This is a genomic window from Hydrogenophaga sp. (assembly GCF_965657535.1).
Taxonomy (GTDB): domain Bacteria; phylum Pseudomonadota; class Gammaproteobacteria; order Burkholderiales; family Burkholderiaceae_C; genus Hydrogenophaga.
This window is the reverse complement of record NZ_CBFHOP010000008.1, coordinates 1-22,743: the sequence shown is the minus strand read 5'-3', so window position 1 is coordinate 22,743 and position 22,743 is coordinate 1. Positions and strand designations below refer to the sequence as shown.

The 22,743-nt window shown below is 65.8% G+C and carries 18 protein-coding genes; 2 read left to right on the top strand and 16 right to left on the bottom strand.

The features are described 5' to 3' along the window. Window positions 1-16 precede the first annotated feature (16 nt). From glgA to ACTG4K_RS14335, 16 genes are all read right to left on the bottom strand, one after another. Entirely contained in the window at window positions 17-1,471 is a 1,455-nt protein-coding gene (glgA, locus tag ACTG4K_RS14410; protein WP_439114905.1) for a glycogen synthase GlgA, read from the bottom strand. Between the two features lie 26 nt (window positions 1,472-1,497). Further along, window positions 1,498-2,805, bottom strand: coding sequence for a glucose-1-phosphate adenylyltransferase (gene glgC / locus ACTG4K_RS14405; protein WP_439114904.1), 1,308 nt, complete (start codon window positions 2,803-2,805; stop codon window positions 1,498-1,500). Between the two features lie 60 nt (window positions 2,806-2,865). Continuing rightward, window positions 2,866-4,509 (bottom strand): alpha-D-glucose phosphate-specific phosphoglucomutase, encoded by a 1,644-nt coding sequence (locus tag ACTG4K_RS14400; protein ID WP_439114903.1) that lies wholly within the window; start codon window positions 4,507-4,509, stop codon window positions 2,866-2,868. Beyond that, a complete protein-coding gene (gene glgX / locus ACTG4K_RS14395; RefSeq protein ID WP_439114902.1) occupies window positions 4,506-6,569 on the bottom strand; it encodes a glycogen debranching protein GlgX in 2,064 nt (687 codons plus the stop codon). Before glgX ends, ACTG4K_RS14400 begins: the two co-directional genes overlap by 4 nt. Then, on the bottom strand, window positions 6,556-8,754 hold the full coding sequence (glgB, locus tag ACTG4K_RS14390; protein WP_439114901.1) for a 1,4-alpha-glucan branching protein GlgB: 2,199 nt from the start codon (window positions 8,752-8,754) through the stop codon (window positions 6,556-6,558). Before glgB ends, glgX begins: the two co-directional genes overlap by 14 nt. Window positions 8,755-8,807: 53 nt before the next feature. Further along, a complete protein-coding gene (locus ACTG4K_RS14385) occupies window positions 8,808-9,947 on the bottom strand; it encodes an ABC transporter ATP-binding protein (RefSeq protein WP_439114900.1) in 1,140 nt (379 codons plus the stop codon). A gap of 28 nt (window positions 9,948-9,975) precedes the next feature. Then, window positions 9,976-11,619 carry an alpha-glucosidase family protein gene (locus tag ACTG4K_RS14380; protein WP_439114899.1) on the bottom strand — a complete coding sequence of 548 codons (1,644 nt, stop codon included), beginning with the start codon at window positions 11,617-11,619 and terminating at the stop codon, window positions 9,976-9,978. Between the two features lie 70 nt (window positions 11,620-11,689). Next, complete coding sequence (locus ACTG4K_RS14375; RefSeq protein WP_439114898.1) at window positions 11,690-12,526, bottom strand: carbohydrate ABC transporter permease; 837 nt, start codon at window positions 12,524-12,526, stop codon at window positions 11,690-11,692. A gap of 85 nt (window positions 12,527-12,611) precedes the next feature. Beyond that, window positions 12,612-13,520 carry a carbohydrate ABC transporter permease gene (locus ACTG4K_RS14370; protein WP_439114897.1) on the bottom strand — a complete coding sequence of 303 codons (909 nt, stop codon included), beginning with the start codon at window positions 13,518-13,520 and terminating at the stop codon, window positions 12,612-12,614. A gap of 80 nt (window positions 13,521-13,600) precedes the next feature. After that, the gene (locus ACTG4K_RS14365; RefSeq protein ID WP_439114896.1) at window positions 13,601-14,881 is read right to left on the bottom strand and encodes an ABC transporter substrate-binding protein; all 1,281 of its coding nucleotides are present in this window, start codon (window positions 14,879-14,881) and stop codon (window positions 13,601-13,603) included. 206 nt (window positions 14,882-15,087) lie between these two features. Further along, complete coding sequence (locus ACTG4K_RS14360) at window positions 15,088-16,158, bottom strand: LacI family DNA-binding transcriptional regulator (RefSeq protein WP_439114895.1); 1,071 nt, start codon at window positions 16,156-16,158, stop codon at window positions 15,088-15,090. 164 nt (window positions 16,159-16,322) lie between these two features. Next, window positions 16,323-17,243 (bottom strand): carbohydrate porin, encoded by a 921-nt coding sequence (locus tag ACTG4K_RS14355; RefSeq protein ID WP_439114894.1) that lies wholly within the window; start codon window positions 17,241-17,243, stop codon window positions 16,323-16,325. Between the two features lie 393 nt (window positions 17,244-17,636). After that, complete coding sequence (locus ACTG4K_RS14350; protein WP_439114893.1) at window positions 17,637-18,281, bottom strand: ABC transporter ATP-binding protein; 645 nt, start codon at window positions 18,279-18,281, stop codon at window positions 17,637-17,639. Next, window positions 18,278-19,255 (bottom strand): tRNA (adenosine(37)-N6)-dimethylallyltransferase MiaA, encoded by a 978-nt coding sequence (gene miaA, locus ACTG4K_RS14345; RefSeq protein ID WP_439114892.1) that lies wholly within the window; start codon window positions 19,253-19,255, stop codon window positions 18,278-18,280. Before miaA ends, ACTG4K_RS14350 begins: the two co-directional genes overlap by 4 nt. Beyond that, complete coding sequence (locus ACTG4K_RS14340) at window positions 19,252-20,613, bottom strand: multidrug effflux MFS transporter (protein ID WP_439114891.1); 1,362 nt, start codon at window positions 20,611-20,613, stop codon at window positions 19,252-19,254. Before ACTG4K_RS14340 ends, miaA begins: the two co-directional genes overlap by 4 nt. Window positions 20,614-20,769: 156 nt before the next feature. Beyond that, complete coding sequence (locus tag ACTG4K_RS14335) at window positions 20,770-21,612, bottom strand: alpha/beta hydrolase (RefSeq protein ID WP_439114890.1); 843 nt, start codon at window positions 21,610-21,612, stop codon at window positions 20,770-20,772. A gap of 78 nt (window positions 21,613-21,690) precedes the next feature. On the opposite strand from ACTG4K_RS14335, the gene ACTG4K_RS14330 reads away from it, so the two are divergent. Next, window positions 21,691-22,095 (top strand): HIT family protein, encoded by a 405-nt coding sequence (locus ACTG4K_RS14330; RefSeq protein WP_439114889.1) that lies wholly within the window; start codon window positions 21,691-21,693, stop codon window positions 22,093-22,095. A gap of 216 nt (window positions 22,096-22,311) precedes the next feature. Further along, window positions 22,312-22,743 (top strand): transposase (locus tag ACTG4K_RS14325; RefSeq protein ID WP_439114888.1); only part of this gene is annotated, 432 nt, incomplete at its 3' end.

Below are 22,743 nucleotides of genomic sequence, written 5' to 3'. Positions count from 1 at the left end.
TCAAGAAGCGGAAGATTCAGGGCGCGATGAGTTCGCGGTAGAGCGCGGCGTATTGCCGGGCGGCTTCGTCCCAGGAAAAGCGCTGGCGCATGCCGGCGCGCTGCACCCGCTGCCATTGGGTAGGGTGCCGGTACAGGGCCAGGGCGCGCTGCAGGGCGTGGGCCAATTCAGCGGCGTCCATGTGGTCAAACACAATGCCCGTGGCCGTGTCGCTGGCCAGTGTGTCGGGCTGGGTGTCGGTGACGGAATCGGCCAGGCCACCCACGCGGCGCACCAGCGGCACGCTGCCGTATTTCAGGGCGTAGAGCTGGGTCAGGCCGCAGGGCTCGAAGCGCGAGGGCACCAGGGTCACGTCGCTGCCGCCAAACACGCGGTGGGAAAACGCTTCGTCGAACCCGATGCGCACGGCCACCCGGCCGGCGTGTTGTTGCGCCTTGGCCCGAAAGGCGGCTTCGAGGTGGGCGTCGCCGTTGCCCAGCACCAGCAGCTGGGCGCCACTGGCCACCAGCCCGTCCACCGTTTCCAGCACCAGGGGCAGCCCCTTTTGCTCGGTCAGGCGGCTGACCACGGTGAACAGCGGCGCATCGGCGTGGGTGTGCAGCCCGGCTTCGGTTTGCAGGGCGGCTTTGCAGCGGGCTTTGCCCAGCAGCTGGTCCTGGCTGAAGGGGTGGGGCAAAAGGCTGTCGGTGGCGGGGTTCCAGATCGTGTCGTCCACGCCGTTGAGGATGCCGCTCAGCTCGGCCTGGCGGCGGCGCAGCAGGCCGTCGAGCCCGCAGCCGTGTTCGGGGCTCTGTATTTCGCGGGCGTAAGTGGGGCTGACGGTGGTGAGGCGGTTGGCGTAGTGCAGGCCGGCTTTCATGAACGACACCTGGCCCCAGAACTCCAGACCTTCCATTTGGAAGAACGACCACGGCAGGCCCAGGTCGGGAAAGCGCGCGGCATCAAACAGGCCCTGGTACGCCAGGTTGTGCACGGTGAACACGCTGGGCAACAGCGCCTGGCCGCCGCCCGCGTGCACCAGGCAGGCGGGCACCAGGCCGGCGTGCCAGTCGTGCCCGTGCACCAGTTGGGGCGTCCAGCGGCTGTCACCGCCCTGGGCGAGCTGCACCGCGGCCCAGGCCAGCGCGGCGAAGCGTCGGTGGTTGTCGGCGTAAGGCTGTTTGTGGGCGTCTTCGTAGGGGTTGCCGGGGCGGTCGAGCAGGCCCGGTGCGTCCAGCACATAAGCCTGCACGGCGGGCGTGCCGGGCAAGCTGCCGTGCCACAGCCGCAGCTCGGCGCCCCAGGGGGCGTTGAACCGCAGCAGCTCGGCCGCTTGCTGCAAGCCCGCCAGCACCGCCGGAAAGCCGGGCAGCAGCACGCGCACGTCGCAACCGTGGGCGCGCAGGGCGTGGGGCAGGGCGCCGGTGACATCGGCCAGGCCCCCGGTTTTGAGCAGGGGGTGGTACTCGGCGCTGACTTGCAGGATGTTCATGGTGCGGGGAGAGATGTGCGCAGGCTTCAGGGCTGGGCGGTGGGGAGCCGGTTGAGCATGTCACGGGTGACCAGCACCACGCCGCCCGGGCTGCGTTCGAAACGCTGGGCGTCCAGCTCGGCGTCTTCACCGATCACCAGCCCGTCGGGCAACTTGCAGCCGCGGTCCACCACCACGCGGCTCAGGCGGCAGTTGCGGCCCACGGTCACCTCGGGCAGCAGCACGGCCTGGTCGACCAGGCAGAAGGAGTGCACGCGCACGTTGGAAAACAGCACCGAGTTGCTGACCACCGAGCCCGAGACGATGCAGCCGCCCGAGACCATGGTGTTGATGGTGAGGCCGTGTTTGCCGTCGGCGTCTTGCACAAATTTGGCCGGAGGCAGCTGGCGCTGGCTGGTCCAGATGGGCCATTCGGTGTCGTAAATGTCGAGTTCGGGCGTGACCGAGGCGAGGTCCAGGTTGGCTTCCCAGAAGGCGTCGATGGTGCCCACGTCGCGCCAGTAGGGTTTGGCATTCGGGGTGGACGACACGCAGGACATGGAGAACGGGTGCGCCACGGCACGGCCCTCGCGCACCACGCAGGGGATCACGTCTTTGCCAAAGTCGTGGCTGGAGGCGGGGTTGGCCAGGTCTTCTTCGAGCAGGCGGTAGAGGTAGGCCGCGTTGAAGATGTAGATGCCCATGCTGGCGAGCGACACGGTGTCGCTGCCGGGCATGGTGGGCGGGTGTTCGGGTTTCTCCACGAAGTCGGTGATGCGGCGCTCGGCGTCCACCGCCATCACGCCAAACGCCGTGGCTTCTTCGCGCGGCACTTCAATGCAGCCCACGGTGCAGCCTGCGCCCGAAGCCACATGGTCTTGCAGCATCAGCGAGTAGTCCATTTTGTAAACATGGTCGCCAGCCAGCACCACCACGTATTCGGGGTTGCTCGACTGGATGATGTCCATGTTCTGGTAGATCGCGTCGGCCGTGCCGCGGTACCAGTGCTCTTCGTCCACCCGCTGCTGGGCGGGCAGCAGGTCCACCATTTCGTTGAGCTCGGCGCGCAGAAAGCTCCAGCCGCGCTGCAGGTGGCGCAGCAGCGAGTGCGACTTGTATTGCGTGATCACGCCAATGCGGCGAATGCCCGAGTTCACGCAGTTGGACAGCGCAAAGTCGACGATGCGGAACTTGCCGCCGAAATACACCGCCGGTTTGGCGCGCTTGTCGGTGAGCTGCTTCAAGCGCGAGCCGCGCCCACCCGCCAGCACCAGGGCAATGGAGCGGCGCACCAGCATGTGGGGCTGCATGTGGCGGTCGGTGTTCAGGGGTGCGGGTTGGGGTGTGGGGCTCATGGTGTGTCTCCTGTTGGGTGGGTGTGGCGTGTGCCTGTGGCCGGGTCTGCGCTCGGGTGTTCAGGTGATCACGGTGGGGGTGTGCATGCCGGTGTGGTGGGTGATGCGGGCCAGGGCCTGGGCCAGCCCGATCAGCGGTGCCAGCGCTTGCTGGGCGGGCAGGTCGTGGCGGCTGGTGTCGGGTTCGTGGCGCTCCAGGTAAACGCGCAGGGTGGCGCCCTCGGTCCCCGTGCCAGAGAGGCGAAACACCATCCGCGACGAATCTTGCAGCACCACGCGCACGCCTTGCTGCTGGCTCAGCGAGCCATCCACCGGGTCGGTGTAGGCGAAGTCGTCGGCCCAGGCAATGCGCTGACCAGCCACGGTGGTACCCGCCAGCGTGGGCAGTTGGGCGCGCAGTTCGGCCATGAGCGTGTGGGCTTGCTCGGTGGCGATGCCGTCGTAGTCGTGGCGCGAATACACGCAGCGGCCATGCTCGCGCCACAGCTGGCGCACCAGCACTTCCACCGACTCACCGGTCACAGCCACCAGGTTCAGCCAGAACAGCACCGCCCACAGGCCGTCTTTCTCGCGCACATGGCTGGAGCCGGTGCCGTAGCTTTCTTCACCGCACAGGGTGACCTGGCCGGCATCGAGCAGGTTGCCGAAAAACTTCCAGCCGGTGGGGGTTTCAAAGCAGGGGATGCCCAGGGACTTGGCCACCCGATCCACCGCGGTGGATGTGGGCATGGAGCGCGCCACGCCGGCCAGACCGGCGCGGTAGCCGGGCACCTTGGTGGCGTTGGCGGCCAGCACGGCCAGGCTGTCGGACGGGGAGACCAGAAACCCCCGGCCGAGCACCATGTTGCGGTCGGCATCGCCGTCGGTGGCCGCGCCCATGTCGGGCGCGTCGGGGCCCATCAGGTGGTCGATCAGGTCGTCGGCGTAAGCGGGGTTGGGGTCCGGGTGCAGACCGCCGAAGTCTTCCAGGGGTTCGGCGTGTACCACCGTGCCTGCCGGTGCGCCCAGCTCGCCCTCGATGATGGCTTTGGCATACGGACCGCCCACTGCCCACATGGCATCAAAACGCAGCCTGAAACCCCGCGCAAACAGCGCGCGGATGGCGTCAAAGTCGAACAGCTCGCGCATCAGCGCGGCGTGGTCGGCCACCGGGTCGATCACTTCCACGTCGGTGGCCTCCAGCTTTTGCAGACCCAGCGTGTCCAGTGCCAGGTCGGCGCAGTCGCTGGTGGCGATGTGCTGCAGTGTCTGCGTGCGCGCGTAAATGGCTTCGGTCAACTTTTCGGGGGCGGGCCCGCCGTTGGCGCTGTTGTATTTGATGCCGAAGTCGCCCTCGGGCCCGCCTGGGTTGTGGCTGGCCGAGAGCACGATACCTCCGCTGGCGCCATGGCGGCGAATCACCGCGCTGACCGCTGGCGTGGACAAGATGCCGCCCTGGCCCACCAGCACCCGGGCATAGCCCCGCGCGGCGGCCATGCGCAAAATGGTTTGCACGGCGGTGCGGTTGTGAAATCGGCCGTCGCCGCCCAGCACCAGGGTGAGGCCGGTGGCGGGTTGGTCGGTGCCGTGCAACACGTCAAACAGCGCCTGCACAAAGTTTTCCAGGTAGTGCGCTTGCTGGAACACCGCCACCTTTTTGCGCAGGCCGGACGTGCCGGGGCGCTGGCCGCTGAACGGGGTGGTGGGCAGGGTCTGAAGGGTCATGACAATTCCTGAAAATGGCCGCCGGGCTGAACGGCCAGCCAGACGCAGCCAGCTGGCAGTTCGGCCGTGGCCGTGAGCGGCATGGGTTCGGTGTGCCCGCTGTGGGAGCACAGCTGGCGCTGCCAGGGGCCGGGCGGCAGCACCACGCGGTGGGGCTGGTTGCTGGGGTTTAAAAGCAACAAGCAGGCCATGCCCGGCCCGCTGAGCCGAAGCACCAGTGGCGCGGCGTGGGGCTGTTCCCATTCACCGGGGCCCAAGGGGTTGCCGCTGGTTTGAAACCACTGGGCAATGGCGCCTGCGCGGCTGGCGGCCGGACCGCTGTGCCACCAGTGGGCCAGCAGCGGGGTGAGCGACTGGCGCCAACCGATCAGATGGGCCACGAAGTCGGCGAGGTCTTGGTCAGCGGTGTCCCAGTGCAGCCAGGTGCTGGGGTTGTCCTGGCAGTAGGCGTTGTTGTTGCCTTGCTGGCTGTGGCCCATTTCGTCGCCGGCCAGCAGCATGGGCGTGCCCAGTGACAGCAGCAGCACCGCCAGCAGGGCGCGGCGCTGGCGCAGGCGGGCGGCCACCACGGCGGGGTCGTCGCTGGGGCCTTCCACACCGTGGTTCACGCTCAGGTTGTGGCTGTGGCCGTCGCGGTTGTGTTCGCCGTTGGCTTCGTTGTGGCGGTGCACATAGCTCACCAGGTCCATCAGAGTGAAGCCGTCGTGAGCGGTGAGGACGTTCACGCTGCTGTGGGCGGGCCGGCTGCCAAACACCGCGCTGGAACCGGCGAGCGTGTGCGCCAGTGCGCCGGGCGTGCCGCTCTGGCGCAGCCAGGCGCCGCGCTGGGTGTCGCGGTAGCGGTCGTTCCATTCCAGCCAGCCGGCAGGAAAGGCGCCGAGCTGGTAGCCGCCGTGCCCAATGTCCCAGGGCTCGGCAATCATCAGGCGCTCGCACAGCAGTGGGTCTTGCGCCAGCGCCATCAGGAAGGGCGCCCGCGGTTGAAAGCCGGTGTGCGGCGGCTCCCCGCGCGCCAGGATGGGGGCCAGGTCGAAGCGAAAGCCGTCGATGCCGAAGTCGGTGACCCAGCGACGCAGGCTGTCCATCACCAGGCGCAGCACCAGCGGCTGGTTCAGGTTCAGCACGTTGCCGCAGCCGGCCCAGTTGACGTAGCGCGATCGGTCGTTGGGCTGCAGCTGGTAATACAGCGCGTTGTCAATGCCGCGCAGCGACAGCGTGGGGCCGGCCTCATCCGACTCGGCCGAGTGGTTGAACACCACGTCCAGCACCACCTCCAGGCCGGCTGCGTGCAACGCGTCCACCAGGTCGCGGCATTCGTCGCGGGCGCGCTCGGGGGCGCTGGCGTAGCGGGTTTCGGGCGCGGCCCAGCCGATGGTGTTGTAGCCCCAGTGGTTGCTCAGGCCCAGCTGCAGCAGGCGCGGCTCGTCGGCCCGCTGCGCCAGCGGCATGAGGCACACGGTGGTGATGCCCAGGCGCTTCAGGTGGGCGATGGCCACCGGGTGCGCCAGCCCGGCGTAGGTGCCGCGCAGCGCCTCGGGCACGCCGGGATGCAGCGCGGTGAAGGCCTTGAGGTGCAGCTCGTACAGCACGCGCCGGGCCGGGTTTACCTGCGGGCGGGGTGCGTTCAGCGGCGGTGGGTCGGCCAGCACACGGGCCTTCAGCGCGGTGGCGGCGTTGTCGCGTGGGTCGGGTTGGCTGGGGTCGTCGGCGCGGTGGCCGTTGTGGATATCGTCACCGTCGTAGCAGCCCATTACCGCGCGGGCATACGGGTCCAGCAGCAGCTTGGCGGGGTTGAAGCGCTGGCCCTCGGCCGGGTTCCAGGGGCCTTGTACCCGGTAGCCGTACACCGCGCCGACCGCCAGGCCGGGCACAAACCCGCGCCAGAGGCCTTGCGCGTCCACGGCCAGAGCGTGGCGCGCGGTACAGGCCAGGCCAGCGCTGTCAAACAGGCACAGCTCCACACCCTGCGCATGGGGTGCCGCCAGGGCGAAATGCACGCCTTGCGGTGTGACGGTGGCGCCAAGCGCATGCATGCGTTCAGGGCTTTCAGGGCGTTTCATGGGGGGCCGGCGGCACCGGGGCCAGGATCACGCAGGCCAGCGGCGGCAGGTTCAGCACCACCGATTGTGCGTGACCGTGCGCCGCACAGGCCTGGGTATGGCCGACACCGCTGTGCTGGCCGCTGCCCCCGTACACAGCCGCGTCGGTGTTGATGATTTCTTGCCAGGCGCCCGCGAGCGGCAGCCCGATGCGGTAGCCCGGACGCGGCACCGGCGTGAGGTTGCACACCACCGCGATGGGGTGGCCTTCGCTGTCCAGGCGCAGCCACGACAGCACCGACTGGTCGGCGTCGTCGTGCGCGATCCAGGCAAAGCCCGCCGGGCTGGTGTCGAGCTGGTGCAGCGGCGTGTGGTGCTGGTAGACGCGGTTGAGGTCGCGCACCAGGCGCTGCATGCCGGCGTGGCGCGGGTCGTTCAGCAGGTGCCAGGGCAGCTGGCCGTCGGCCTGCCATTCGGTGGGCTGTGCGAATTCGCAGCCCATGAACAGCAGCTTTTTGCCGGGGTAGGCCCACATGTAGCCATACAGCGTGCGCAGGCCAGCAAAGCGCTGCCAGTCGTCGCCGGGCATGCGCTGCAGCAGCGAGCCTTTGCCGTGCACCACCTCGTCGTGCGAAAACGGCAGCATGAAGTTTTCGCTGAACGCATAGACCAGGCCGAAGGTGAGTTCGTTGTGGTGGTGCCGCCGGTGGATCGGGTCGCGGGCGAAATAGTGCAGGCTGTCGTGCATCCAGCCCATGTTCCATTTGTAGTGAAAGCCCAGGCCACCGCTGTGCAGGTCGGCACCGGGGGGGCGGCTCACGCCGGGGAACGAAGTGGACTCTTCCGCCACCATCAGCGCACCGTCGCGCTCCACGCCCACGGTGTGGTTCAGGCGGCGCAAGAAGTCGATCGCTTCCAGGTTTTCACGGCCGCCGAAGCGGTTGGGCACCCATTCGCCCTCGGCGCGGCTGTAGTCGCGGTACAGCATGGAGGCCACCGCGTCCACGCGCAGGCCGTCAATGCCAAAACGCTCCAGCCAGTACAGCGCATTGCCGATCAGGTAGTTGCGCACCTCGCGCCGGCCGTAGTTGTAAATGAGGGTGTTCCAGTCCTGGTGGAAACCTTCTTTGGGGTCGGCGTGTTCGTACAGGTGCGTGCCGTCAAACTGGGCCAGACCGTGGCTGTCGGTGGGGAAGTGGGCGGGCACCCAGTCCAGGATGATGCCCAGGCCTGCGGCGTGGGCGGCTTGCACGAAGTGGTCGAAATCTTCCGGGCTGCCAAAGCGCGCCGTGGGCGCGTACAGGCCCACCGGCTGGTAGCCCCAGGAGCCGTCAAACGGGTGCTCTGACACCGGCAGCAATTCGATGTGGGTGAAGCCCATGTCGCGCACGTAGGGCACCAGCGTGTCGGCCAGCTCGCGGTAGTTCAGCCAGCGCCAGCCGTCTTGCTTTCGCCACGAGCCCAGGTGCACTTCGTAGACGCTGATGGGTTGGTCCATCCGGTTGGCCCGGGCCCGCTCGGGGGCCATGGGCCGTGCGGGGGGCAAGCCGTGTACCACGCTGGCGGTGTCGGGCCGGAGCTGGCACCGAAAGGCATAGGGGTCGCTTTTGAGCAGGCGCTCACCGCCGGAGGTCACCACCTCGAATTTGTACAGCTCGCCGGCAGCCAGGCCCGGCACAAAAGTTTCCCAGATACCGCACTCGCCGCGCAGGCGCATGGGCAGGCGCCGGCCGTCCCACTGGTTGAACCCGCCCACCACCGACACGCGGGCCGCGCTTGGCGCCCACACGGCGAAGCTCACACCGGCCACACCGTCCAGCGTGCGCGGGTGGGCACCCAGGCATTCGTAGGGGCGCAGATGCGTACCTTCGGACAGCAGCCACACGTCCAGCTCGCCCAGCACCTTGCCAAAGGCAAACGGGTCGTCCAGGCGGGCGGTGTGGCCGTCGGCCCACTGCACCTCAAACTGGTGGGCAAAGGGTGCCGTTTCAACGCCGAGGTTCAACGAAAAAACATCGGTGCCGGGTGCGCGCAGCAGCGCACCCCGGTGGCGCCCATTCGCGCGTTCGATCAAGCCCACCTGCGCCGCACCCGGCAAAAACGCATGCACCCAGAGGGCGCCGCCCACGGTGTGCATGCCCAGCGCGTCGTAAGGGTCCGGGTGGTGCCCGGACTGGATGGCGTGAAGGTCTTGTGTTGTCAGCATGACCGGAACTCCCGCCTGAAGGTGTGGGTGAATGGGATGGGCGATTCAGCGGCTCAAGTGGGCAAGGATACGGTGCGCGTGAGCGCCTCGCCAGCGCTGTCAAACAGGTGCAGGTCCTGGGCGTTGACTTGCAGGCGGATGGCGTCGCCGGTTTTCTGGGTGGTGGTGCCTTCGAGCTTGAGGGTGATGGTGGGGGTGGCGGCGCCGAGGTCCAGGTACAGCAGCGAGGCTTCACCCAGTTTCTCAATGTGGGTCACCCGGGCCGGCAAGCTGTTGGGGCTGTTGTCGGCATCGGCCAGGCGCATGTGTTCGGGCCGCAGGCCCATGCTCACCGGCTGGTTGGCCGCCAGGTGGTCGGCCTGCACGGCGACCTCGAAGGCGTGCCCTGCCACGGTGATGTGGGCGCGGCCCTGGTCTGCCGACTGGAAGGTGGCGGGCAAGATGTTCATCTTGGGTGACCCAATGAATTCGGCCACGAACAGGCTGTTGGGCCGGTGGTACAGGTCCATGGGGGTGCCGATCTGGGCAATGGAGCCTTTGGTCTGCACCTCGTCGCCGACCCGCAGCAGCACGATCTTGTCGGCCAGGGTCATGGCTTCGACCTGGTCGTGCGTCACGTAGATCATGCTGGCGGTGCCAATTTCGTGGTGCAGCTTGGCGATTTCCAGGCGGGTCTGCACGCGCAGGGCGGCGTCCAGGTTGGAGAGCGGTTCGTCAAACAGAAACACGCGCGGCTCTTTCACAATGGCGCGTCCAATGGCCACGCGCTGGCGCTGGCCGCCCGAGAGCTCTTTGGGCAGGCGGTCCAGCAAGTGGGTGAGCTGCAAAATCTCGGCCGCTTCGCGCACCTTTTTGTCGATCTCGGCCGCGTTGGAGCCAAACACTTTCAGGCCAAAGCCCATGTTGTCGCGCACCGTCATGTGCGGGTACAGCGCGTAGCTCTGGAACACCATGGCCACGCCCCGGCGTGCGGGCGGCAGGTCGTTCACGCGCTCACCGCCGATGGACAGGTCGCCCGAGCTGATGTCTTCCAGACCGGCCACCATGCGCAGCAGCGTGGACTTGCCGCAGCCCGATGGGCCAACGAACACACAGAACTCACCGTTTTCGATCGTGAGGTTGGCGTTGTTGATGGTGAGCGGGGACTGAGGCGCGTAGCGCTTGCAGACGTTTTTGAAATCGATCCGGGACATGGGCTTCTCCGTCTGGGGGGGTGTGGGTTCAGGCCTGCAGAAACAGACCGCCCCAGGGCTCGAAATGGACTGTGCCGGCGTCCAGCCGCGCGCCAGTCAGGCCGCTGCCGGCCAGCGCGGTGGCCCCGGTCCATTCCGGCGGCAGGGCCAGGCTGGCGGCCTGGTCGCTGAAGTTGAAAACGCACAGCAGGCGCTGCGGGCCTTCTTCGCGCACGATGCTCAGCACCTGAGGGTGCAGCGGCAGCAGGGCCATGCGGCCATGCACCAGCGCAGGCTGCTGGCGGCGCCAGTGCAGCAGTTGCGTGAAGTAGCTCAGCAGGCTGTCCGCGTGCCCGGCTTGCTGGTCTACCGCCAGCGGGGTGTGGGTGGCGGCAACGGGCAGCCAGGGCTTGCTGGCGGTGGTGAAACCGGCGTGGGGCGCGGCGGCCACCCAGGGCATGGGTGTGCGGCAGCCGTCGCGGCCTTTGAACTCGGGCCACATGGTGATGCCGTAGGGGTCTTGCAGGTCTTCAAACGCCAGTTGCGCTTCGGGCAGACCGAGTTCTTCGCCTTGGTACAGGCAGACCGTACCGCGTAGGCTGGCCTGAAAGGCCGCGGCCAGGCGCAGCAGCTGCGGCTGGGGCGGTGTGCCGCCCCAGCGCGAGGCGGAGCGCTCGCAGTCGTGGTTGGACAGCGCCCAGCAGGGCCAGCCGTCGCCTACCACGGTGTTGAAGCGCTCCAGTGTGCCGTGTAAAAACGCGGTGCTGTGCTGCTCGCCCAGCAAGTCAAAGCAGTAGGCCATGTGCAGCTTGTCGCCCCCGGCGGTGTATTCGGCCACCCGGGCCAGGCCGTCGTCGTCGCCAATTTCTCCCACCATGGTGGTGTCGGGGTACTGGTCGAGCAGGGCACGCAGGCGCTGCATGAATACCAGGTTTTCCGGCCGGCTTTTGTCGTACTGGTGCCACTGCCAGCCATAGGGGTTGAAGGGGTTCACGGCCGGGTCGGGCTTGTCCGGATCGGGCGCGCCACGGCCGGGGTTGCTGCGCAATTCGGCGTCGTGGAAGTAGAAGTTGGCGGTGTCCAGGCGGTAGCCGTCCACCCCCAGGTCGAGCCAGAATTTCACCGTGTTCAGCAGCGCATCCTGCACGGCGGGGTTGTGGAAGTTCAGGTCGGGCTGGCTGGTCAGGAAGTTGTGCAGGTAGTACTGGCAGCGTCGCGTGTCCCACTGCCAGGCGCTGCCGCCAAAAATGCTCAGCCAGTTGTTGGGCGGTGTGCCGTCGTCCTGGGCGTTGGCCCACACGTACCAGTCGGCTTTGGGGTTGTGGCGGGTGGCGCGGCTCTCGGCAAACCAGGGGTGCTGGTCGCTGGTGTGCGAGAGCACCTGGTCGATCATCACCTTGAGGCCGAGGGCGTGGGCGCGTTGCACGAGCGCCTTGAAGTCGTCCAGCGTGCCAAACATCGGGTCGACATCGCAGTAGTCGCTGACGTCGTAGCCGAAGTCCTTCATGGGGCTTTTGAAGAAGGGCGAGAGCCAGATGCCGTCGGCACCGAGTGCTGCAATGTGTTCCAGCCGCTGGGTGATGCCAGGCAGGTCGCCAATGCCGTCGCCGTTGCTGTCCTGGTACGAGCGCGGGTAGATCTGGTAGATCACGCCGCCGCGCCACCAGCCGTTGTTGGGTGCTTTTGGTGTCATGGGGTTGGGGTCTTGAGGGGTGGATTCAAAAGGTAGATGCAGTATTTGGGCCAGCTCGGTCACGCCGTGTTCAGCCCTTCACCGCGCCGGCCGTGAGGCCCGAGACGATCTTTTTCTGGAACGCCAGCACCAGGCCGAGCAAGGGGATGGTCACCAGCACCGAAGCGGCCATGATGTTGCCCCAGGGAATGTCGTATTTGCTGGCGCCCGAAATCAAGGAAATCGACACCGGGACGGTGCGTTCGTTGTTGTCCAGCACGAAGGTGAGGGCAAAGAGGAACTCGTTCCAGGCCGCAATGAAGGCCAGCAGACCGGTGGACACCAGCGCGGGCCACAGCAGCGGCATGAACACGTCTTTGATGATGCGCCAGGGGCCGCAGCCGTCCATGATGGCGGCCTCTTCCAGTTCTTTTGGCAGCTGCTTCATGAAGGTGGTGAGCACCCACACGGTAAAGGGCAGGGTGAAGATCATGTAAGGCAGCACCAGGCCAATGGCCTTGTTGTACAGGCCCAGAAAACGGATCAGCTCGAACATGCCCGCCAGCACCGCCACCTGCGGAAACATCGACACGGCCAGTACCGCGGTGAGCAGCAGGCCCCGGCCCTTGAAGTTGATGCGGCCCAGCGCGTAGGACGCGGTGACGCCAATGAACAGCGACAGCGACACCACCAGCACCGACACCATGATCGAGTTCAGGATGTGGCGGCCAAAGGGTTGTTCGGCCAGGGTGAACAGCGAGATGTAATTGTCCAGCGTCACCGTGTTGGGCCATAGCGTTGATTCAAACAGCGCCGAGCCGGTTTTGAGCGATGTCGACACCGCGTAAATGAACGGGAACACCGAAATGACCACCACCACCGCGGCGGCCAGATAGAGCGCCACGCGCCCGTACCAAGCGGATTTCATGGTTGGACTCCTGCCGGGCCGCCCCAAAGGAGACCATAGCCCCCTTGGGGTGCAGTGATGACACGAAGTGAAGAACGCGGGGGCATCAGTCTTCTCCCAATTTCATGCGGCTGAGCTTGATGGCGGCCACCGTGCAAAGGCCAATGATGAGGAACAGCGCGGTGGACGCGGCCGAGCCGTAGCCCATGTAGCCGTTGTCGATCATTTCGCGCCGCACGAAACCGGACATGGAAATGGTGCTGTTGTTGTTGGAGGTCAGCACGTAAATCAGGTCGAACACGCGCAGCGCGTCGAGCAGGCGGAAGATCACGGCCACCATCAGCGCGGGTTTGATGAGCGGCAGGGTCACCTTCCAGAACACGCGCAGCGGGTGCACGCCGTCCACCTCGGCGGCCTCGTAGCAGTCTTTGGGCAGGGTCTGCAGCGCGGCCAGGATCAGCAGCGCCATGAACGGTGTGGTCTTCCACACGTCCACCGCCACCACCGTCCACAGCGCGTACTCGGGCTGCGCGGTCCAGGCGATCTTGTCGGTGATGATGCTGGCGTCCACCAGCCACTGGTTGATCACACCAAACTGGTCGTGCAGCATCCAGCCCCACATCTTGGCCGACACGATGGTGGGTATCGCCCAGGGCACCAGCACAGCGGTGCGCACAAACGTGCGGCCTTTGAAGTTCTGGTTCAGCAGCATCGCCACGCCCAGACCCAACAGGGTTTCGAGTGTGACCGAGACGATGGAGAACTTCAGCGTGTTGAGAATGGACACGCCCCAGTCGCTGGCAAAAAAGCCGTCGGTGTTGTTGGGGTTGGCGAACAGCCCGTATTCGCCAAAGTAGTTTTCAAATCCGACGAACTGGGTAACCGAGAGGTCATTGATGTTGGCGTCGGTGAAGCTGAACCAGATGGTGCGACCCAGCGGCCACAGGGCCACCAGTACCAGCACCAGCAGCATCGGGGCCATGAAGGTCCAGGCGGTGCGCGTCTTGTTGTTCATGATCGGTGTGTCTCCGGTTCAGACCGAGGGAAGGGGCCCGGGGCGGCAAGCCCCGGGCCTTGTGTGACCCAGGGGTCAGATCACCACTTGCCGCGCTTGACCTGGTTCAGACGGCCTTCCAGGCGCTTGAGGCTGTCTTCGGCCGTGGACTTGCCCGACAGCACGTCGTGCGTAGCGTTCCAGAACGCCGAGCTCACCTCAGGGTATTTCGCGCCGGTGGCGGTGGCTGGACGCGGCACGGCGCTGGTGAATACGCTGTACAGGCTGCCAAAGAAGGGGTTGGCGGCCAACACGTCTTTGTCCTGGTACAGGGCGGCAATGGTTGGGTTGTACGAGCCTTTGATGGCGCGCATTTTCTGCACGTCGGGGCTGGTCATGTACATCACCAGATCGGCGGCGGCCGCCTGGTTCTTGGAGTACTTGCTCACAGCCAGTTGCCAGCCACCCAGCGTGGCGGCGTTCTGGCCATTGGCACCGCCCTTGGGCAGGGCCGACACACCGATCTTGCCGGAGATCTTGGAGTCTTTGGCGTTGCCCAGCGACCAGGCGTAAGGCCAGTTGCGCATGAAGGCGGCGTTGCCGTTCTGGAACACGCCGCGGGCTTCTTCTTCGGCGTAGTTCAGCACGCCCTGGGGCGCGATGGTGCCGATCCAAGACGCGGCGGTCTTGAGTGCGGCCACGGCGTTGGGGTTGTTGACGGTGACCTCGCCCTTGTCGTTGACGATGTTGCCGCCGCCAAAGCTGTGGATCCACTCCACGGCGTCACAGGTCAGGCCTTCGTAGGCCTTGGCCTGAAACACGAAACCCTGGAAGTCGCGGTTGCCGGCGGCGCGCTCGCCGTCTTGGATTTTCTTGGCCGTGGCGGCCAGTTCGTCCCAGGTGGTGGGGGCTTTGGCACCGTATTTTTCAACCAGATCCTTGCGGTAGAACAGCAGACCCGCGTCGGTGAACCAGGGCATGGCCAGCAACTTGCCGTCCACGGTGTTGTTGGCCACGATGGCAGGGAAGTGTTCCTTTTCAATGCCTTTGGTGTAGGGCTTCAGGTCCAGCAGGTGGTCTTTGATCACGCCAGGCCACACCACGTCCACGTTGATCACGTCCAGGTCGGTCGACTTGGCGGCAAACATCTGGCGAAACAGCGCCAGGATGTCCGTGGTGCTGTTGGGGATGGTGAACAGCTTGACTTCGTGGCCGGTCTTCTTGGCCCACTCGGACGTGGTTTGCTTGCAGAACTCAAAGTCCTGGCCCACCGAGCCGCAGGAGATGGTGATGGTGGCGGCTTGGGCGCCAGCGATCCACAGTGGTGCGGTCAAGGCCAGGGCCGCAGCCTTGGCGATCAGGGCGGTAGCGTTTCGTTTCATTCGTTTGCCTCTTGGGTGTGGGTTGGTCTGTTGAACTGCCAGGCGTCTGTTGCGCAGTGGGGCAGTGGATGAATTGGAGCATTGATGCAAACGATTGCATGATGGGGTTTTCACCTACCCAGGGAAACGTAACGCGAACGAAATTTCGCACCGTTGTGGCGCGCACAGCAGCCGCTGGCTGCGTGGGCAAGCTGTTCAGTGGCGGCTCAGCGGCTGCTTTCGCGCTCGATCAGCTCGGTGGGCAGCACCACGTTGCGGCGCGGCTGGCCGGCAACGGCTTCAAACAGCAGGTCCACCAGGGCGCGTCCGGCCAGTGCATAGGGCTGGCGCACCGACGTGAGGGACGGGTGGACGTGCTCGGCCAACGCAATGTCGTCGTAGCCCACCAGCTTGACCCGCGAGGGCACGGCGATACCGCGCTCGCTCAGGGCGCCCATGATGGACACCGCGCACACATCGCTGCTGGCAAAAATGGCGTCGAATTCCAACTGCTGGTCAAGCCACTGGTCGATCACCGCCCGGATGCGGGAGTCGCTGAACAAAAAAGACTGGTGCAGCCGGGGGTCGGGCGTGAGCCCGGCCTCTTGCAGGGCTTTCAGATAACCCTGGTAACGCAGGCCGGCTTCGGGGTGGTTCACGTCACCAAAAAACGCAATGTGGCGGCACCCCCGCGCAATCAGGTGTCGGGTAGCCAGGTAGCCGCCCTGCAGGTTGTCGCTGCCCACGGTGGGGTAAATGGCGTCGGGCAGGTTGGCGCCCCACACGGCCATGGGGACGTCCATTTTGGCCAGCTGGTTCAGCCGCTCGTGCCAGGTCAGCTGGCCAATCACCACCAACCCGGCCACCTGCCCGCTGTCCACGATGGCGGCGAGCTGTTGGGGTGCGCCTTCTTTCATGCGCGAGAGCAGCAGGCTCATGCCGCGCTCGTCCAGCGCGTCGGCCACCGTGCCCACCACACTCAGCAAAAAAGGGTCCGAAATGGCCTGCATGCTGTCACCCAGAATCACCACGCCAATCGACTGCACGTCGCGCTTGCGCAGGTTGGCGGCACCCACGTTGACGCGGTAGTTCAGCGAGCGCGCCAACTCGGTGATGCGGGTGCGCGTGGCCTCGGGAATGAGGGGGCTGCCACTGAGTGCGCGTGAAACCGTGGATGTGGAAACGCCCGCCAGGCGGGCGATGTCGGTCATCTGCATTCGGCGGCGGCCTTCGGCGGGTGCCGCAGCAGCCTCATGGGGCGGCGTGGTGGCTTTTTTTACGGGTTTTGTGCGCTGCATCGGACCATTATTCCATCCTGCAAAGCCCGTTGTGTTGAGCAGGCATGCGCCCGGCGCGCAGGCGAAAAAAAGCCCGGTACCTTGCGATACCGGGCAACATGAAAAACCTGGGAGAAACGGCGGAGGCGCCCTGTTTCAAAGGGCGACCCGCCTGGTGACAGCAATCAGAACGCGTAGTTGATGCGCACGCGGGCAGCGGTCTGGCCCTTGGTGCCCGTGCCGCCCTTGGCAAAGCTCAGGGCTGGGGTGATGCTGGCGCCTTTCACGCCCATCAGCGGCAGCGTGTAAGCGGCGTACACGGTGGTGGCCTTCTGGGCTGCGGTGGCGCCCTTGCCAGACACCAAGCCGATGCCGGCAGCGCCGATGATGGCGTTCAGGCCGAAGGTCTTGTCGTCTTCCTTTTTGGCAAAGTTGACGTTGATGCTGGTGTCTTTGTTCAGCTGGTAGCCGGCCGACAGGCCCAGGCCCGTTTCGGAGCCAGCGGTGGAACCCACCACCTTGACCGATTCCAGACCGGCGCGCAGCGTCAGTGGGCCGGCGGCGTACATCACGGCGGGGCGAATGCCCTTGGCCTGGTCGGTCTCTTTGCTGAACACCAGACCCAGTTCCACGCGCAGGCCAGGGGCGGCGTTCAGGCCCAGAGCACCGTGAAACACGTCGCTGCCCTTGCGGCCGCGCAGGGTGTTGGCTTGGTAAGGGGTGTAGCCCTCCGCGTATTCCAGCACGGTGTCTTTGCCCACAGGGAACAAGTCCATGGCTTCAAAGCGGCCCAGCTTCACGTCGGCGGTGGCATTGCCGGCTTGCACCCACAGGTCGTCCACGCCGGTGTTGCCGTCTTTCTTGAGCAGCAAGCTGGCGCGAGCAGCCACAAAAGCGTCGCCGTTGGTGGCCTTGGCACCCACGTTGAATTCCACGCGGCCACCCAGCGACAGGTCGCTGTCGCGGGCGTTGGTGGCGGGTGCGTCAATCTTGTTGGTGTAAGTGGTGTCCAGTTCCAGATTGGCGTCCAAGGCCAGTTGGGCGTGGGCAGCCGCAGCCGAGGCACACAGGGCGGCCACAGCGGCCAGTTTGAAGACGTTTTGCATGAATTTGCTCCGAGGATGATGGAATGTGAGGAAGCTTTCGTGTCATCAAATTTCAGTTTGACTGAAGATGGACAGCAAGAAAGTGGCGTTATTCGATCATCAGTGCAAACGTTTGCGCTTGGTGTAAACCCTTGAATTAATGGATGTACCAAGTACGTAACTCGATTTTTGATATGGCTACAACACGCAGGGAAAACCCATATGGTGCAAAGGATTGCATTGTAATAAAGGTACATACATCAAATTGATTTATGTGGGGTGAAGGCCGGTCTCGTGGCGTGCAGAGGTGCTGTGGTCTGGCGTGTTCGGACGCGCTCAGTGCGTGCACACGTCACCCGCCCGACGCAAGGGGCGGTGGCTGTTTTTAGGCCTGCGCGTGCAGCGCTGACGAGGTCAGTGGCAGCCGGTTGCGCTCAGCCGCAGCTGGCGCTGGGCCCGCGCGGCAGCCGCTTCGGAGTGCGTCACCAGCACCAGCGCTGCGCCGGTTTGAGCGGCCTGTTGCTGCAGAACATCCATCACCTGGGCGGCGGTCGTGGGGTCGAGGTTGCCGGTGGGTTCGTCGGCCAGCAGAAGGCTCGGGCGGTGCACCAGTGCGCGGGCAATGGCCACGCGTTGCAGTTGCCCGCCAGACAGCTGGGCCGGCAAGCGCGCGCCCAGCGCGCCCAGGCCCACGGCGTCCAGCATCTGCGCCACGCGGGCGGTGTCGGGCCGCTTCAGCAGCAGCAGCGGCAGGCCCACGTTTTGCGCCACGTCCAGGTGCGGCAGCACATGAAAGGCCTGAAACACAAAGCCCAGCTTTTCGCGCCGCCAGTGGGCGCGCTGGGTTTCGTTCAGCGTGCCCAGGTCCACGCCATCGTGGGTGATGGTGCCGCTGCTCCAGTCGTCCAGCGCCGCCATGCAGTTGAGCAGGCTGGACTTGCCCACGCCCGATTCGCCCACGATGGCCACAAATTCACCGGGTGCCACGCGCAGGTTGATGTGGCTGAACACCGGGGTGTTGCCGTAGCGCTTGCTCAGGTCGCGTATGTCCAGGCTCATGCTGGCGCACCGAGCAGCGCCTGCACGCGCAGCAGCACCTGTTCCAGCGCATCGGGCGCATCGCAGGCGATTACCTGGCGCTCGGGCATGGCGCGCAGCCAGGTGATCTGGCGTTTGGCGAGCTGGCGGGTGGCGAAAATACCGCGGTCGCGCAGTTCGGCCAGCTGGCCCGGGCTGGGCGCGTTGTCGGCGGCGTCCAGCGCTTCCCAGGCTTGGCGGTAGCCCACGCAGCGCATGGAAGGCAGGTCGGGGTGCAGGTCGCCACGGGCACGCAGCTGGCGCACTTCGTCCAGAAAGCCGGCGGCCAGCATGGCGTCAAAGCGCTGGGCAATGCGGGTGTGCAGCCAGGTGCGGTCGAGTGGCTCCAGGGACAGCAAGGCGCCGGGCGGCAGCGGGTTGCTGTGCGTGGCGTCCTGGCGGGTCTGCAAAGCCGAAATGGGTTGGCCCGATACTTCAAACACTTCCAGCGCACGCTGGATGCGCTGCGAGTCGTTGGGCGACAGCCGCGCGGCGGTGGTGGGGTCCACCCGGGCCAGTTCGGCGTGCAACGCGGGCCAGCCCAAGGCCTTGGCGCGGGCTTCGATGCGCTCGCGCACGGCGGCGTCGGCGCGGGGCATGTCGTCAATGCCTTGCATGAGCGCCTTGAAATACAGCATGGTGCCGCCCACCAGCAGCGGTGTGCGCCCGCGCGCCTGAATTTCGCCCATGAGCCGGGTGGCATCGGTCACAAACTCGGCCGCGCTGTAGGCCTGTAGCGGGTCGCGTATGTCGATCAGGTGGTGCGGCGCTTGCGCCAGCTCGGCGGGGGTGGGCTTGGCGGTGCCAATGTCCATGCCGCGGTACACCAGCGCCGAATCGACGCTGATGATTTCCACCGGCCAGCGCTGCGCAATGGCCAGCGACGCCGCACTTTTGCCGCTGGCGGTGGGCCCGGCCAGGGCGATACAACGAACAGGCGAAGACCGCAGGCTCATACGTTCGGGCGCGAGGCTTCTTGCAGGGGGGGCGATGCTTCGTCGGCTTCCTGTGCACGCGGTGGAACCGGCTTTGCCGGGCCACTTGCGTGGTCCCCCGGCGGGGGGGCGTCGCGGAGCGGCGCAGGGGGGAGCTTGTTTCCTTCGCCGTGCCGTTGCACCAGCGTCCAGGCGGTGGCGGCAATCAGCACGCTCCAGAACCAGATGCCGTTGGTGAGTGGCAGCACACTGGCGCTGCCCTCGCCAATGGTGGCCAGGCTCTTGCCCAGCCAGCCGCCCATGAAAAAGGCGGCCAGCATCATCAGAAAACCGCTCAGCGCCGAGGCTGCGCCGGCAGCCTGCGGGAATGGGCTTACCGCACCGCTCTGGCCGCAAGGCTGGTGCACACCGTGGCCCATCATGAACAGGTAAAACGGCACCATGATGGCCCACAGGTTTTGCACGCCCATGAGCGCCATGACCCCCATGGCGGTGCCCCCAGTGAGCGTGAACGCGCCCGCAATGGCCACGGTGCGGCGCACGCCAAAGCGCAGCAGCAGGCGGCGGCAGGCCAGTGTGCCCAGGATGTAGCTGAGCGACATCGACATCATGACCAGGCCATAACTGGTTTTGCTCAGGCCCAGTACCTGGATGAACACAAACGAAGAGGCTGCCAGGAACGTGAACAGGCCGCCGTAAGACGTGGTGGCCAGCAACGCAAACGCGATGAAAGTGGGGTGCCGCGCGATGTGAGCCCAGGTGCGCAGCAGCGTGAGCGGCTGCAGCGCACGCGGGTTCTTTTGCTGCAGGGTTTCTTCAAAACGCCACACCAGCAGCGCCAGCGTGACCGCGCCAAACACCGCCAGCGCCAGCAGTGCGGTGCGCCAGCCAAACAGGTCGGACAGCAGCCCGCCCAGCGGCGCACTGGCGCAGGCGATCACGCCCAGGCCGGTGAGCCCTTTGGACATGATGCGGGCGCCTTCGGTGGGCGCATACAGGTCGCGCACGATGGCGCGCGCGCACATGACGCCAGCGCCCATGGCCATGCCCTGCAGCGCGCGCCAGGCAATCAGGTGTTCCATGGACGGCGAAAAGCTGCTGCCGATGGACGCCGCCACAAACGCGCCCATGCCCAGCAACAAAATGGGACGGCGGCCAAAGCGGTCAGACAGCGGGCCCCACACCAATTGAGAGAGGCCAAACGAGAGCAGCAGGGCGGTCAGCGTGAGTTGCGCCTGCGCCATGGGCGCACCGAAACCGTCGGTCAGCGCGGGCAGAGCGGGCAGGTACAGGTCGGTGGCAATCGGCTGCAGACCCAGCAGCAGCGACAGCGTCAGAACAATCAGGCCGGGGGCCATCGGGGAGGACTTGGAAGGCATTCGGTCGAGGGTAGCAGAAGCGCCCTGGGCGGGCGGGTTGCCGCAGCGCCACCCCCAACGCATGAAATGATCCAACCCAGGGCACCGCCGGGCCGGCTTTGCCGGACGGCCAGTGCCGCCCTTTGGGGGGTGACGCGAAGCGGCGCGGGGGGTGTTCTATTCCAGCCCAAACAGCTCGGCCAGCGCCACCCGGTACTGGGCCTGGCCCACTGAATTGGTGTTGTGGTGCGAGCCGCCTTCCACCAGCACAAACGCCTTCGGCCCGGTGGCGGCGTCATACAGGCGGCGGCCCAGGTCGGGGCTGATCAAACGGTCTTGCCCGCCGTGCACCACCAGCAGCGGCGAGCCAATGTCGGGCACCCGCTTCACGGCTTCAAAGCGCTGGGTGATCAGCGGCGACACAGGCAGCCAGCCCCATTTGAAGGTGCTCACCACATCGGGGATGGAAGTGAACGTGCCTTCGACCAGGGTGCCCGCTTCGTCGCTCACCTGCGCGGCCAGTTCAATGGCGATGGCACCGCCCAGTGAATGGCCAAAGATGTAGCGCGGGCGCCCCGGGTACTGCTGGCCCAGCCAGTCCCAGGCGGCGCGCGCATCTTCTGCGGCCAGCGTTTCCGAGGGCAGTTCGTTCGTGCTCTTGCCAAAGCCCCGGTAGTCCACACCCAGCACCGAAAAGCCCAGCTCTTGCATGCGGCGCATGCGAAAAGCCGAGCCAGTCACGTTCCATCGAGCGCCGTGCAGATAGAGCAACACGGGCGCGTCGGCACGGGCATCGAAGCTTGCGTGGGGTACCCACAGGCCGTGCAGTTTGACGGGCTGACCGGTTTCTTTGGACTGGAAGTCGATCCAGACGTCGGCCATGCCTTCGGCCGCTTCGGCGCCGCGCGACCAGCTGCGGTCGGACGGCTGAAAAATCCATTCGCGTTGGCGCTCGTCCAGCGTGGCACAGCCGGCGAGCAGGCCCAGGGCAACAACAGCTGCAAGGAACAGGCGTTTCATGGAGAAGGTGGAGGTTGTCCGGAGGGGAAAAGTTCAGGGCAGAATGGCCTTTTGGGCTTTTCTAGACCGTTTTCCATCATGACCGATACCGTCTTTACCCGCATTGTCCGCCGCGAAATCCCCGCCGCCATCGTGTTTGAAGATGAACAGGTCATCGCCTTTATGGACGCTGGCCAGGTGAACCCAGGCCACGTGCTGGTGGCCACCAAGCGCCAGGTGGCAACGGTGATGGAGCTGAGCGAAACCGAGGCCGGGCACCTGTTTGCCATCGCCACCCGGGTGGCCAAAGCGGTGCAGGCCGCGTTTGAACCCAGCGGCATGACGCTGCTGCAAACCAACCAACCCGACGGCTGGCAAACCGTGCCCCACGTGCATGTGCACGTATTGCCCCGCCACGCCAACGACGGCGTGGGCCTGGAATGGCCCCGCAAAGACCCGCCGCTGGCGGAGCTGCAGGCGCTGGCGGCGCGCATCCAGCTTTGAAGTACGCCACTTCGACTGGAGCCTGAAACCTGTCCGGAGCGCAGCGTTCCCGCCCAGGGCACCGCCGGGCTGGCTTTGCCAGACGGCCAGTGCCGCTCCCCTCAGGGGGGTGACGCGCCCTTAGCAGGCTGCTGAAATACTTCGTTTGCAAGTCGCCCTGAGAGGCACGTCGTGGCACAGTAACGGCGTATCCCGTTACCTCGAAACGACCATCTCATGCGCGGCGCTGACACCTACACCGAAGGCCTGTTCACCCTCAAGAAGCTCGACGATTTCGTGCCGATGAATCACCCGTTGCGTGTCATCCGCACGATGGTCAACAAGGCGCTGGCCGAGATGGGCGAGTTGTTCGCCCGGATGTATGAAGACGACATCAAGGGCGGACGTCCCAGCACCGCGCCCGAGAAGCTGTTGCGCGCCATGCTGCTGCAGGTGCTGTACTCCATCCGCTCCGAGAGGCAGTTGATGGAGCAAACGCAATACAACCTGCTGTTTCGATGGTTCATTGGGCTGTCGATGGACGATGCGACCTGGGTGCCCACGGTGTTCAGCAAGAACCGCGAGCGCCTGATCGAACACAAGGCGGTGGTGGTCTTCTTCAACGAAGTGCTCAAACAGGCCGACAGGAAGAAGTGGCTGTCCAAGGAG